This window comes from Arthrobacter sp. BG3 (assembly GCF_056680185.1).
Genome location: NZ_CM155270.1, coordinates 1,193,702 through 1,206,574 on the forward strand (window position 1 = coordinate 1,193,702; position 12,873 = coordinate 1,206,574).

Consider the following 12,873-nt stretch of genomic DNA (forward strand, 5'->3'; position numbering starts at 1 on the left):
GCGAACAGATAGAGAGGCACATCATGGTCAACTACGACCTCGTCATTAAGAACGTCAAAGTGGTCCGCCCGGACAGCGACACCGTGGAATCACTGGACGTGGCGGTCAAGGACGGAAAGTTCTCCGCTATCGAGGCTGACATCGACATCAGCTTGGCCGCCGAAAGCGTCGACGGCCACGGCAGGTACCTATTTCCGGGCGTGGTGGACGTACACCAGCACTGGGGCATCTACAACGAACTCGGCGAAGACACAGATAGTGAAAGCCGGGCCAGCGCACAAGGCGGCGTCACCAGCGGAATCACCTATATCCGTACCGGCGCCTACTACATGAACAAGTCCGGGCCGTACAAGGAGATCTTCCCTGAGATTCTTGAGGCGGCAGAGGGCCGGGCTTTCATCGACTATGGCTTCCACGTCGCACCGATTCTCAAAGAGCACATCCAGGAGATCCCGGATCTGCTGGACATGGGCGTCCCATCCTTTAAGATCTTCATGTTCTACGGAATCCACGGTCTGCACGGCCGGTCATCTGACCAGAGCAAATTCCTGATGATCCCGGAAGATGACTCCTACGACTTCGCTCACTTCGAATTCGTGATGCGAGGCATCGAAAAAGCCCGGCGCGATCCGAAGTACTCTGACATCAGGGACCAGATCTCCCTATCTCTGCACTGCGAAACTGCAGAGATCATGCGGGCCTACACCAAACTCGTCGAGGAAGAAGGGACATTGACAGGACTTGAGGCATACAGCGCTTCACGTCCACCCCATTCCGAAGGGCTCGCGATTACGATTGCCGCCTACTTGGCGCATGAGACCGAGCTTCCGAACATCAACCTGCTGCACCTCACCTCGCGCAAGGCCATCGAGGCCGCCATGATGATGCAGACCACCTTCCCGCACATCAACTTCCGCAGGGAGGTCACAGTGGGTCACTTGCTGGCCGACTGCCACACGGCCAACATGGGCGGCAAGGTAAATCCGCCGCTACGGCCCAGGGAAGATGTGGAGGCCCTGTGGGAACACCTCTTGGCAGGGAACTTCTCCTGGGTCACCTCGGACCACGCCTGCTGCAAGGACGAGACCAAATTCGGGGACCCTCGCGACGATGTCTTCCTGGCAAAATCTGGTTTCGGGGGTGCCGAGTACCTGCTGCCCGGCATGATCTCCGAGGGCCGCAAACGGGGGCTCTCCTACAACCGGATCGCCCAGCTCGTGTCCAAGAACCCGGCGGAACGATACGGAATGCCGGGCAAGGGCGACATCGCTGTCGGCTACGACGCTGACTTCTGCCTCGTGGACGACACCGTGAACTACGTCGTTCAGGCAGAGGACTCCCTGTCCGCGCAGGAGTACACACCCTTTGAAGGATTTGAGCTAACGGCACAGGTAACGGACACCTACCTTCGAGGCGCCGCAGTATTCGGCGAAGGCAAGATTCTCGGTGAGCCTCGGGGCCGGTTCGTCAAACGTTCCGGTAACTAATTCGCGTCTGGAGGGGGACCATGCATGGGTTCGTCCCCCTCCACCGCAAAATGGCAGACCCAGCTGTCGCAAGACAATCGACCGCGATGAAGAGACGACGCACGACCCCAGCTCGGCCCAAATGTCCCGCGAGCTGACCTCCCGGACCGGCAGACACGCCGATGTCGATTCGAGTTCGGGAAAGGCCCCGGCAAGCGCTGCCGTTCTTGACCCGACCAAGGCGAGAGTCCCTCCGACTGGTACGCGCACGCCAGGAAACTCGCCGTAAGCTACCTGCGAAAAGCCGACCGGCGCTGAACTGTTCACCCGAGGTCCAGTCCTCCGAATCCGGCAGTCCATTTCGCCTCCCTAGGGTTGTCGGGTCGCCGGCGCAGCGCCGGCAACCGCCACCCAGGAGGAACCACCACCATGCGCACAGTCCTGACTGCCGCGGCCACCGCCGCGCTCATCGCCGCCCTGGCGGGCCCCGCCGTCGCCGCTTCACACACCGAAGCCGGCTCCGCGCCGTCGTCGAACGCTCCCGGAACGGGTGCCGAAAAGGCAACCACCAGCATCAAGACCAACGAGAGCAACGGGTCCTTTGACCTGCAGGCGCACCGCGGAGGTCGCGGCGAGTGGACCGAGGAATCCCTGGCCGCCTTCGCCCACTCGCTGAAGCTGGGCGTGACCACCCTGGAACTGGACACCCACCTGACCTCTGATGGGAAGACCATCGTCTGGCACGACGACACCATTCAGGCCGACAAGTGCCAGGACACTGCGCCGGCCGCGCCGGGCGACGCCGCCTTCCCGTACGTCGGCGACCGGGTCGCCGAGCTCTCGCTGGCCCAGATCAAGACACTCGACTGCGGTTTCACCCAGCTGAAAGGGTTCCCGGAGCAGGACGTGATCGAGGGAAACCGGATCGCCGAGCTCAAGGACGTGTTCCAGCTGGTGCGCGACGCCGGCGCCGGGAAGGTCCGCTTCAACATCGAGACCAAGGTGGAGGATGGAAAGTCCGGCGGCGAGGGCATGGTCGCGCTGACCAAAGCCGTCGTCGCCGAGATCCAGGCCTCCGGGATGGCGGACCGCAGCACCGTGCAGTCGTTCGACTGGTCCTCGCTGAACCTGACCAAAAAGATCGCCCCGGAGCTGCCGCTCGTTGCCCTGTCCAGCGGCGACGCCTGGCTCGAGGTCGGCCAGCCCGGCGCCAGCGCCAACCTCGGCGGGATCGACATCGACACCTACGGCGGATCCCTCGCCAAGGCCGCCGCGGCCCAGGGCTACGACGCCATCTCCCCCGCCTTCAAATCCGTCACCCCCGGCATGATCGCTGACGCCCACGGGCTCGGCCTGCCGGTCATCCCCTGGACCGTCAACACCACCGCGGACATGAACCGGCTGATGGACCTCGGGGTGGATGGCATCATCAGCGACTACCCCACCCGGCTGCGCACCGTCATGGACGAGCGCGGACTGAAGCTGCCGAAGGCTTACGCACCGAACGTCTAGCAGAACGACGACGGCGGGCGGCTGCGTCACGGCGCCGCCCGCCGGCGGTTGCGGCTTAAGCTGGTCGCATGCCGCCGACTCCGTCGCCGACACCCATCGAGGTCTTCGTGCACACCGGCCCCGCCGAGTGGTGGCAGATTCTTGCCGCTCTGGGGCCGCTGGCGGTCCTCCTCGGCGCCCTGGTGGCGGGGGTCATCGGCTGGCGGACCCTGAGGCAGAAAGCTGAAGCGGACAACCGCGCCGAATGGTGGAAGCGGACCCAGTGGGCCCTGGATGCCGTCTACTCCGGGGACAGGAAGCGCGGCACGATCGGGCTGAAAGTCCTCAAAGTCCTGGGTGAAAGCGAATTGGCCGGCGCCGGAGAGCTCGCCGTGCTGGAAGCCGCATCGGAGAAGCCTCTCGACCAGGCGGCCCACCCGGTCAGGCGCGGCACACACGCGCTGCCCTCACCGGTCGAACCGGAACAAGTCTTCGACGAAGACGTCAGCGCCATGCAGATTGCTGCGGCCCAGCTCCGGGAAGTCACAGACCGCCGCCTGGGCAAGGTGACCCCTGAATGGGTCACGGCCCTCGCCCGGGAACAGCCGCACAGCCCCACCGGTTGAGACGGGCCGCAGACAAGCGGCGCGCAGAAAAGGCTGCCTGCGTTCCCTTTCGGAACGTGGACAGCCTTACTTGTGCCCGGCGGAGGTCGGTCCGGCCGCCGTCGTGCCTCGGTTTTACTCAGGCCATGGCCATGGCGCCGATCTGCTGCATGAGCTTCATGTTGTCCGTGGTGCCCCAGTGCTCGGCCACCTTGCCGTCCTCGACCCGGATGATGTCCGTGCAGTCGAATTCGACAGTCTTGCCCGTTGCCGGGATGCCGGCCAGCTCCCCACGATGAGTGCCCGTCAGGACCACGTGGCACGCCTCCATGTTTCCGGCGTGAGTATTTGATGCCTTGAGAGCCACCCAATCTTGCGCTTCAGAGCCACCGATCGTGCGGAAGAGAGCCAGTGGTGGTGTGCTTGGGAGCCACTGGCCCTCGACCTGATCGTTAGGCGCTGGCCAGGGCGGTCTGCTCCCTCATGTTGTAGGTGCCGGTGTCGACCCAGGTGGTGTTGTGGATGATGCGGTCCATGATGGCGTCGGCGTGGACGCCGGCACCGAGGCGGTGATGCCAGTCCTTCTGCTGATACTGGGTGCAGAACACCGTCGACGTCTCGCCGTAACGGCGCTCCATCAACTCCAGCAACATCGTCCGCATCGATTCCGTCGGCCGATCAAGTAACCACTCGTCGATGACGAGCAGGGTGAAGGCAGCGTATTTCCGGAGGAACTTGCCGGCGCCGCCGGGGGTGTCTTGAGCTGCGACCCAGGCCTCTTCGAGGTCGGGCATCCGAACATAATGGGCGCGGATCCGATGTTCGCAGGCGCGTTTCGCGATCGCGCAGCCCAGATACGACTTCCCCGACCCGGTGAACCCCTGGAAGACGACGTTCTGCTGCCGAGTGACGAACAAGCAGGTCCCGAGTTGGGTCAGGAGCTGCCGGTTGAGGCCGCGCTCGTCGAGCAGGTCGATGCGCCGCAGGTCCGCGTTGGGGTAACGAAGCCCCGCCCGTCGGATCAGCCCGTCCACTTTCGAGTGCATGAAGGTGGAGTAGGCGTCATCGACGACCAGGCGGACCCGTTCCTCGAACGACAAGCTGATGCTGAGGGTGTCGTCTTGGAGGTCGATGGCCTCCACCAGCTCGCCGGCGTTCATCTCCCGGAGCTTGCGTTTGGTCTCCCCATCCAGGACGCTCAACGGGTCCCTCCGGCGTAGTAGGCGCCGCCGCGAACATAACCGCCATCATCCGGCTCGGGCTCGGGGGTGTGTCCGGTTTTGTCCTGTCCGGTGTTGAGGATCGGCCGCAGGTGCGCATAGCGGGGTGAGCGGATCGGGCCCCGCAGCGCCAGCGCGCAGGCCGCTTCGAGGCGTGCCGGGGAGAATCGGCGCGACAGTTTCAGCACCGCCAGCGCCGCGTCGAAGCCGGCCTCATCGATGAACACGGTCTCGAAGATCTTGGCTGTCACTGCCGCCGTCGCAGGTCCGACCCGCGCCGCCCACTCCTCGATCCGGGCCCGGTCCCAGGCCTGGAAGCTGCGCCCCTCGGGCAGGTCCGCCTCGTTCGTCCGATACTGGTTGCTGGCCGTGGCCGGCAGCAGCAAATGGCTGGTCAGGCGCTCGTCACGCCGGTAAACCTCCAGCATCGTCTCCGTCACGCGCAAGTCAACGAGGGCGCCGATATGGCTAAAAGGGACGGAATAGAAGTTCTTCGCCCAAACCACGTGAGCGTTGGCGTTCACCTTGCGTTTATAGACCCACGTGCTGATCTCGAAAGGGGCCGCCGGCAGCGCCTGCAACAACGGCTTCTCCTCGGCGGTGAACACACTGAGGCGTGACCCGTCACGTTTCTGGAACGGCTCCCGGTTATAGGCATCGATCTGTTCCCGGATCCGCAGGCGCAGCTGCGCCAGCGACGTAAACTGCTCGTGCCGGAGGCCGGCGATGACCCAGGTCGCGACATGGGAGACCGTGTTCTCGGCACCACTCTTGTCTCGAGGGTGGCGAACTCTGCCCGGGAGGACCGCTGCCGAGTAGTGCGCCGCCATCTCCCGGTAAGCGTCGTTGAGCACGACCTCGCCCTCCTTCGGGTGGGAAATAACCCCGGTCTTCAAATTGTCCGGGACCAGGCGCGGGACGCTGCCACCGAAGAACGCGAACATCGCCGTGTGGGCGCGCAGCCACGACTCCTGCTTCATGTCCAGGCTCGCTTCCACGAACGCATACCGGCTGAACGGCAGGCACGCGACGAACAAGTACACCCTCGACAGCTCACCCGTCGTCGGATCCAACAGCTGCATCGTGGGTCCGGACCAGTCGACCTCGATACTGCGGCCGGCCTTGTGCCCGACCCTTGACGTCGCCCCCGAGACGGCGGCGTGTTCGCCATAGAGGCGGCAGAACCGGTCATAGCTCATCGTTGCCTGCGCCATGGACGCTGCGTCGACATACTCCTGGTGCAACAGCTTCAACGTCACCCCGACCCGGGCCAACTCAGTGTGAACCCGGGGCCAGTCCGGCTGCGCGAAGACGCTCTCATGAACGCCGCGGCCGGGGAACACGGCCGCATACACCTCGGCTTCCGACTGTTCCGCGACGTCATCCCAGACGACGCCGAGCCGGTCCGCTGCATCGAGCACCGCCTGGACGCTATTGCGCGCGATGCCCTGCGCCGAGGCGATCGACCTGCCTGATAAACCCTGATTTCGTAACTGCAAGACAAGTTTCGCCTTGATCTTCCGTACCATTACCGGTACTCCTCCCACCACGTGGCCATCACGTGGTGGGAGGAGCTTTTCAGGTGGCTCTCAACCACGCCAATCGTGGCTCTGAACGACACGATCCGTGATCTGGGCAGGTGGCTCTGAAGCGCACGACAGGTGGCTCCCTTGGAAGCCAGTATTCATCCGGCGCTCAGCGAGGGCGCAATCTCCTTGACCTTGATATCCGGGAAAGCGGACCGCATCGTGTTCACGAAGTACCTAACACCTTCCTTTCCCGACGGCTGCCCGGGAAGGCCCATCTCGTGATCCACGTAGCTGTCCGTCGCCAGCTCATCAACGAGAGCGAGATTTCCGCTCTCTATGACGTCCTTGTAGAACCGCTCTATCAGTCCAATACCTTCAGACATTTCCGACTCCTTGTAGGCAAGAGACCGAATTTGGATCCCCCAGCGCGTTCATCGGGCATGCCGCACGAACCCACGCCGCCAGACTGCCATTCCGGGCAGGGGCCCGCGCGGAGTGCCGAAAACGACTGTGAAAAAGTTGTGTGAAATGGGCGAAATGCCCTGTTAAGGCAGAAGATATTCCGGGGTTCCGAGCGTGTCAAGATGCCTGAGCTGCCATCTTGCCCCGCCTGCCGGCGAGCCGCGGAACGCTGGCTGACGACGCGCTTACCGGCCGCAGACACCACAACCAACCCTGAACCAGAGCGGCTTTGCCCCTCCGGTTATTGTCACACCGGCCACGTAGTCTGCCTTCACAAGCTTGAACCGTCCGGCAGGGGATGACATGGCTGAGTTGATCCACGGGGCAATCGGCGGGTTAACCGACGACGCCGTCGGGGACTACCTGCGCCGGCTGAGCCAATACGACCTGCTCACCGCCGAGCAGGAAGTGGAACTGGCGCAAGATATCGAGGCGGGGCTTTTCGCGGAACAGCTCCTGGCGGACGGCACCCGGCGGTCCGGGCAGGACGACAGGGAACTTCGGACGATCGTCCTTCTGGGCAGGAGCGCCGCCGACGGGCTGCTCCACGCCAACCTCCGGCTGGTCGTGTCGATCGCCAGGCACTACACCCACCGGGGCCTCGATCTTCAGGACTTGATCCAGGAGGGAAACATCGGACTGCTCAGGGCCGTCCGCACGTTCGACTTCAGCAGGGGTTTCAGATTCTCCACCCACGCCACGTGGCATATCCGGAGCGACATCACCCGGGCGCTGGCTGATCAGGCCAGACTAATCCGGCTGCCGACGAACGTCGTCGAGCAGGTGCAAAAAGTCCGTTCCGCGCAACGGGCGGCTGCCATGACAGGGACCGTTTGCAGCGACGAAGACCTCAGCCAACTGACAGGCAACCCAGTCGGGAAGATCGGGGGCCTGCTGACCGTGGACCAGCCGATCCTTTCGCTGGACTCGTGGGTGCCCGACGGCAAAGGTGGAACCGAAGCCCTGGCCGAACAGCTGTGGGATTCCTCCGCCCCCGACCCGATCGATTCGCTTTGCCATCAACAGATGCAGGCGCGGGTCCGTGCCGCACTCGGCACGCTTGAGGACCGGGAGGCCCAGGTCATTGCGAAGCGCTTCGGCATAACGGGTGGCGGAGGGACGAGCCTGGACGCGGTCGCGAAATCCTTCGGCCTGACCCGCGAAAGCATCCGTCGGATCGAGATCGCGGGGATGGGGAAGCTCAAGGACCCGTCCCGGTCCAAGGTCCTGCGGCAGTACCACTTTGGCGGCGAGAGCGAGTCCGCGCCGGCGGCCCCACCCGGCGGTTCCCGCAACGAAACCGACATCTGAATGGTCCTGCGAGTCGGGCGGAAGACGGCCATGTGAACGTGATGTTAAACCCCGTTTCGCGCCCGTTAATTGGTTCTAACCCCCGCAAATTCAAGGATTTTGCCCCCTAGCTTGGTAATTGGTTCGACCAATGAACCAATCAGCCAAGAGCCTCCAGGAGCATCCCTTGAACGTTTCCACCGCAGAAAAGCCGGGCGCCGCGGACACCACACCGCTGGGCTCGGCCGCCACCCCGCCGGCAGCCCGGCGTCGGCTGCTTCCCGTCAGCGGAAAGCGGCCAGGACCGGTCGCCGTCACCGTCCTGTTCTCGCTCGGCTGGGTCTTTATGTACGCGGACCGGAACATCCTTTCGCGGGTCATGAGCGTCATCCAGGAACAGTGGGGCCTGAACAAGGGCCAGCTCGGCCTGATGTCCACGGTCTTCTTCCTGACGTACGCGCTGATGCAGATCCCCACCGGCTACCTCGCCGACCGGATCGGCCGCGTCAAGGTGGTGGTGGCCGGCTACGTGGTCTTCGGCATCGGCACCATCCTCAGCGGCTTCGCCCCCGGCTTCATGATCTTCCTGCTGATGCGCGCCTTCACCGGGATCGGCGAGGGGACCTTCTACAGCCCGGTTTACGGGATCTCCTCCAGCTACATCTCAGACAAGTGGCGCGGAGTCTCCGCCGCGCTGATCAACAGCGGCATGGCGGTGGGCATCTCGCTGGGCTTCATCGGTTCCAGCTACCTCACCTTCACGCTGGGCCTGGAATGGCACGTTTCCTTCCTCATCTTCGGCTCCGCCACCCTGATCGTCGCCTTCCTGATCAACTACTACCTCTCCCCGATCGACGCCGAGCACAAGGCCCAGGCCGCCAAGACCGCCGAGGAGGGCCTGAGCGGGACGGCTCCGGCCGTCAAGGAATCCAACAAGGCCCTCTTCACCCGCAACCACCTCCTGACCTACGTGCTGATCTTCTGCTCGCTTTACGGCTTCTTCTCGATGCTGACCTGGCTGCCCACGTACCTCCAGCAGACCCGCGGCGTAGCCCCCTCGCAGACCGGCGTCATCGCCTCCCTGGTCCCCTGGGCCTCCATCCCCGGCGCCATCCTGCTCAGTATGCTCGCCCGCCGCCTCCGCAACACCCGCCCGCTGATCGTCCTCCTCGCCGTCCTCGGCGGACTCTGCCAGCTCCTGGTTCCGCTGACCGGCGAATACTCCCTCATGATCGTCGGCCTCGTCGTCTACGGCCTGGTCGGGAAGCTCGCCCTGGACCCCATCCTCATCGCCTTCCTGGCGGAAAACACCCCGCGGTCCATGTACTCCCGGGCCTATGGCTACTTCAACTTCGCCGGTATGCTCTCCTCCATCTTTGCCCCCTACATCACCGGCGCCCTCGCGGATGCGACCGGTGCCCTCGAAGCCGGTTTCTACCTCTCCGCGGTGCTGCTCCTGATCGGCGCCATCGCCTTCTGCTTCACCAAACCGGCGGCCGTGCCGGAGCTGGAGCCGGTGGCCGGACCGGCCGTCGAGCCGGTTCTTCAGTCCGCCAAGTAGTTCCCGACGTCGTTCCCTCCCCGCACAGTCCGCAGAAAGGCCGCACCGTGACCCCGAGTACAGACCCCCGCCCCACCCTTCGGCGCAGCGCCCCGAGGAGCGCGGAAGTGGCCGCCTACCTGGAACGGGAAATCGCCTCCCGGGGCCTGCTCCCCGGAGACAAGCTCCCCACCGAGCGCGAACTGGCGGCGCAATTGTCTGTCTCCCGGGCCACGGTGCGCTCTGCCCTGCAGGAGCTCGAAAGCAAACACCTGCTGGAACGGACCCAGGGCCGGGGAACACTCGTGGCCGCACCACCGGCACCGGTGAGCGAGCTCTATGCCCGGCTCGCCGGCGTCGGCCATGCCCAGCAGGACGTGGCGGAACTGCGCGGATCCATGGAACCCCTCGTGGCCGAACTGGCCGCGGTGCGCTCCAGCGCGGCGGACCTGATCCAGCTCCAGGACGTACTCAACAGCTCCAACGAACACCTCTCACCCGAGGAGGCCCTGCGCCTGGACATCCAGTTCCACACGCTCCTGGCCCAGGCCGCCCGGAACCAGCTGATGGCGACCGTCCTCACGCTGACCAGCTCGTGGACCACCGACGTCCGGCTCCGCTCCCACTCCACCCTCGAGGGCCGGCGGAGCTCCATCGACGGCCACCGCCACATCCTCGACGCCATCGAAGCCCGGGACGCCACCGGCGCGGGCATCGCCATGCGCGACCACCTGGCCGACGTCGCCATCCTCATCCGGGGCCATGAATGACACCACCCTGTACCGCGTCCCGCACTACACTGACCCTGCCGCTCCACACCCGACCGGAGAACAACCGTGACCACCGCTCTCATCCCGCCCGCACGTGCCACCTCGTCCGCTCCCGCCACCCCGACCGCTCCCGTCCGTGCGCTGCAGCCCTGGGACGGCATCCCGGACGGCGCCCGCTACCTGCCCTCCGCCACAGAAAATGTGCTCTGGGGGTCCTTGCCCTGTGCCGGTGACCGGCCCGTCCTCAGCATCGACTCCGGCACCGACGTCACCATCGACACGATCAGCCACGAAGGCATCCTCGAGGACCAGGGCCGGGATCCCCGTGCCTTCTTTGGATCCCACGGGGTCGACGCCGGCATGGTCCTGAGCGACGCCGTTGACCTGGCGGCCTCGGACATCCAGCGGCTGGCCGGCGGGCTGGGGCCCCACGTGGTGACCGGCCCGATCGCGGTCAAGGGCGCGCGGCCCGGGGACCTGCTGAAGATCACCGTGCTGGAGACCACGCCCCGGGTGCCCTACGGAGTGATCTCCAGCCGGCACGGCCGGGGTTCCCTGAGCGGCGAGTTCCCCCTCGGGCCGGACACCTATAGCGCCTTCGCTACCGTCCGCGACACCGGCGACGGCACCGCCTCCGGCTGGTTGCCACTGCGGCCCGGGGCGGAGCCCTCCGTGCATTTCCCGCTCAAGCCGTTCCTGGGCATCATGGGGGTCGCGGTGGACGGCATACAGCGGCCGCACTCGGTCCCGCCCGGCAGCCACGGCGGCAACATCGACATCAACCTCCTGACCGCGGGCAGTTCGCTGTACCTCCCGGTCCAGGTCCCCGATGCGCTGGCCTATGTGGGCGATCCCCACTTCGCCCAGGGCGACGGGGAGGTCTCGCTGACTGCCATGGAAGCCTCGCTCCGGGTCAAGCTGCGGTTCGACGTCGTCCCGCAGGACGAGGCGGTGCGCAACTTCGGCGTCCTCAGCGGCCCGATGGCGCAGACCCCGGAGTTCCTGGTTCCCACCGGAATGGACGAGGACCTCGACACCGCCGTGCAGAACTGCGTCCGGGCCGCCGTCGGGCTCCTCCAGGCACGCTACGGCATGGACCCCAGCTTGGCCTACGCCTACCTCAGCGCCGCCACGGACTTCAACATCTCCCAGGTGGTTGACCTCGTCAAGGGGGTCCACGCCCGCATCCGGGTCGAGGACTTCCTGCCGTGACCGCCGGGTCACGGGCCCCGGCGGCGGATCCGACCGTGTGGCGCGAAGCGGGCAGTCCCCTGCTGCCGGCCACCGGCGCGGGGCCGCTGACGGGGATGTCCGTCGCGGTCAAGGACCTGTTCGCGCTCGAGGGGTTCCGCGTCGGTGCCGGCAACGCGGTATGGCTCGCCGGGGCTGAAGCGGAATCGACGACGGCGCCCGCGGTCGCCGCGTTGCTGGCAGCTGGCGCGGTGGTGGCCGGGATCGCCCGGACGGACGAGTTCGCGTACAGCCTGGCCGGCACGAACGCGCACTACGGCACGCCGCCCAACCCCAGGGCACCGGGCCGGATCAGCGGCGGCTCCTCCTCGGGGTCCGCAAGTGCGGTATCGCTGGGACAGGCCACCATCGGCCTGGGGACGGATACCGGCGGGTCCATCCGGGTGCCGTCCGCCTACCAGGGACTCTTCGGCATCCGCTCCACCCACGGCGCGGTGTCAACCACCGGCCTGCTCCCGCTGGCCCCGTCGTTCGACACGGTGGGCTGGATGGCCCGGGACGCGGCGACTCTCGCCGCCGTCGGCAGCGTCCTGCTGCCGCAGCACCAGCCCGCGGCGCCGCTGGCGGACGCGGTGTTCGTGCCGGAACTGATCGCCATGGCGGAGCCCGACGTGGGCCGTGCCTTGAAGGAATGCCTCAACGACTGGGCCGGAACCCCGGGGCTCCCTAACCTGGACACAGCATCCCTGCGGACCGGCGAGCTTCCCGAGTGGCTCGCAGCCTTCCAGACCGTCCAGGGCCACGAGGCCTGGCAGCAGCACGGACCGTGGGTCAGCCGGCACTGGGACTCCCTCGGCGCTGACGTGGCCGGCCGGTTCAGGGCCGCGTCCCTGATTGGGCGCCGCCAGGCCGACGACGCGCGGGATGTGCTCCGCGCTGCCCGGCAACATATCCGGGCCGTGGTGGGCGGCGGCCTGCTGGTGCTCCCCTCGGCGTCGTCCGTGGCGCCGCTCCGCAGTGAGGCCGCCCTTGGCGGGGACGTCATCGAGCGGGTGCGCCGCGCCACCATGCGGCTGAGCTGCATCGCAGGGATCGCCGGGCTGCCCGCCGTGAACCTGCCCTTGACCACCGACGGCGGGCTCCCCTGCGGCCTGAGTGTCGTTGGCCCCGCCAACCGCGACGCCGAACTCCTCGCCCTGGCGGTCCGCCTCGGCGGCTCGCTCCTCCGGCCACTCCACCCACTACACCCACGAACGGCTTCCCTTGCTTAACCGCCTGAAACCCACCGATCACGGCCGCCTCCACTTGA

At 66.1% G+C, this 12,873-nt stretch carries 12 protein-coding genes; 8 read left to right on the top strand and 4 right to left on the bottom strand.

The window, feature by feature from the left end; genetic code table 11:
• The first annotated feature begins 23 nt into the window (after nt 1–23).
• The 3 genes from AC1MFL_RS05220 to AC1MFL_RS05230 all read left to right on the top strand — a co-directional run bounded on the left by AC1MFL_RS05220 (nt 24) and on the right by AC1MFL_RS05230 (nt 3,583).
• Nucleotides 24–1,487, top strand: a complete 1,464-nt coding sequence (locus AC1MFL_RS05220) for a dihydroorotase (RefSeq protein WP_479813804.1) — start codon at nt 24–26, stop codon at nt 1,485–1,487.
• Nucleotides 1,488–1,895: 408 nt separating this feature from the next.
• Nucleotides 1,896–2,978 (top strand): glycerophosphodiester phosphodiesterase family protein, encoded by a 1,083-nt coding sequence (locus AC1MFL_RS05225; RefSeq protein WP_479813806.1) that lies wholly within the window; start codon nt 1,896–1,898, stop codon nt 2,976–2,978.
• A gap of 68 nt (nt 2,979–3,046) precedes the next feature.
• The gene (locus AC1MFL_RS05230; protein WP_479813808.1) at nt 3,047–3,583 is read left to right on the top strand and encodes a hypothetical protein; all 537 of its coding nucleotides are present in this window, start codon (nt 3,047–3,049) and stop codon (nt 3,581–3,583) included.
• A gap of 118 nt (nt 3,584–3,701) precedes the next feature.
• Here AC1MFL_RS05230 and AC1MFL_RS05235 read toward each other — a convergent pair whose 3' ends face one another.
• The 4 genes from AC1MFL_RS05235 to AC1MFL_RS05250 all read right to left on the bottom strand — a co-directional run bounded on the left by AC1MFL_RS05235 (nt 3,702) and on the right by AC1MFL_RS05250 (nt 6,694).
• Nucleotides 3,702–3,929 (bottom strand): ester cyclase, encoded by a 228-nt coding sequence (locus AC1MFL_RS05235; protein WP_479813810.1) that lies wholly within the window; start codon nt 3,927–3,929, stop codon nt 3,702–3,704.
• A gap of 85 nt (nt 3,930–4,014) precedes the next feature.
• The gene (locus AC1MFL_RS05240; protein WP_254753330.1) at nt 4,015–4,764 is read right to left on the bottom strand and encodes an ATP-binding protein; all 750 of its coding nucleotides are present in this window, start codon (nt 4,762–4,764) and stop codon (nt 4,015–4,017) included.
• Nucleotides 4,761–6,311: an IS21 family transposase gene (gene istA / locus AC1MFL_RS05245; RefSeq protein ID WP_479813812.1), complete on the bottom strand. Its 1,551-nt coding sequence runs from the start codon at nt 6,309–6,311 to the stop codon at nt 4,761–4,763. Before istA ends, AC1MFL_RS05240 begins: the two co-directional genes overlap by 4 nt.
• 155 nt (nt 6,312–6,466) lie before the next feature.
• On the bottom strand, nt 6,467–6,694 hold the full coding sequence (locus AC1MFL_RS05250; protein WP_479813814.1) for an ester cyclase: 228 nt from the start codon (nt 6,692–6,694) through the stop codon (nt 6,467–6,469).
• 382 nt (nt 6,695–7,076) lie between these two features.
• On the opposite strand from AC1MFL_RS05250, the gene AC1MFL_RS05255 reads away from it, so the two are divergent.
• The 5 genes from AC1MFL_RS05255 (at nt 7,077) to AC1MFL_RS05275 (ending at nt 12,835) form a co-directional block, all read left to right on the top strand.
• On the top strand, nt 7,077–8,084 hold the full coding sequence (locus AC1MFL_RS05255; protein ID WP_479813816.1) for a sigma-70 family RNA polymerase sigma factor: 1,008 nt from the start codon (nt 7,077–7,079) through the stop codon (nt 8,082–8,084).
• A gap of 166 nt (nt 8,085–8,250) precedes the next feature.
• Nucleotides 8,251–9,624, top strand: a complete 1,374-nt coding sequence (locus AC1MFL_RS05260) for an MFS transporter (RefSeq protein WP_479813818.1) — start codon at nt 8,251–8,253, stop codon at nt 9,622–9,624.
• Nucleotides 9,625–9,671: 47 nt separating this feature from the next.
• Entirely contained in the window at nt 9,672–10,373 is a 702-nt protein-coding gene (locus AC1MFL_RS05265) for a FadR/GntR family transcriptional regulator (RefSeq protein ID WP_479813820.1), read from the top strand.
• Between the two features lie 66 nt (nt 10,374–10,439).
• Nucleotides 10,440–11,585, top strand: coding sequence for an acetamidase/formamidase family protein (locus tag AC1MFL_RS05270; RefSeq protein WP_479813822.1), 1,146 nt, complete (start codon nt 10,440–10,442; stop codon nt 11,583–11,585).
• Nucleotides 11,582–12,835, top strand: coding sequence for an amidase (locus AC1MFL_RS05275; RefSeq protein ID WP_479813824.1), 1,254 nt, complete (start codon nt 11,582–11,584; stop codon nt 12,833–12,835). Before AC1MFL_RS05270 ends, AC1MFL_RS05275 begins: the two co-directional genes overlap by 4 nt.
• The last annotated feature ends 38 nt before the right edge of the window (nt 12,836–12,873 follow it).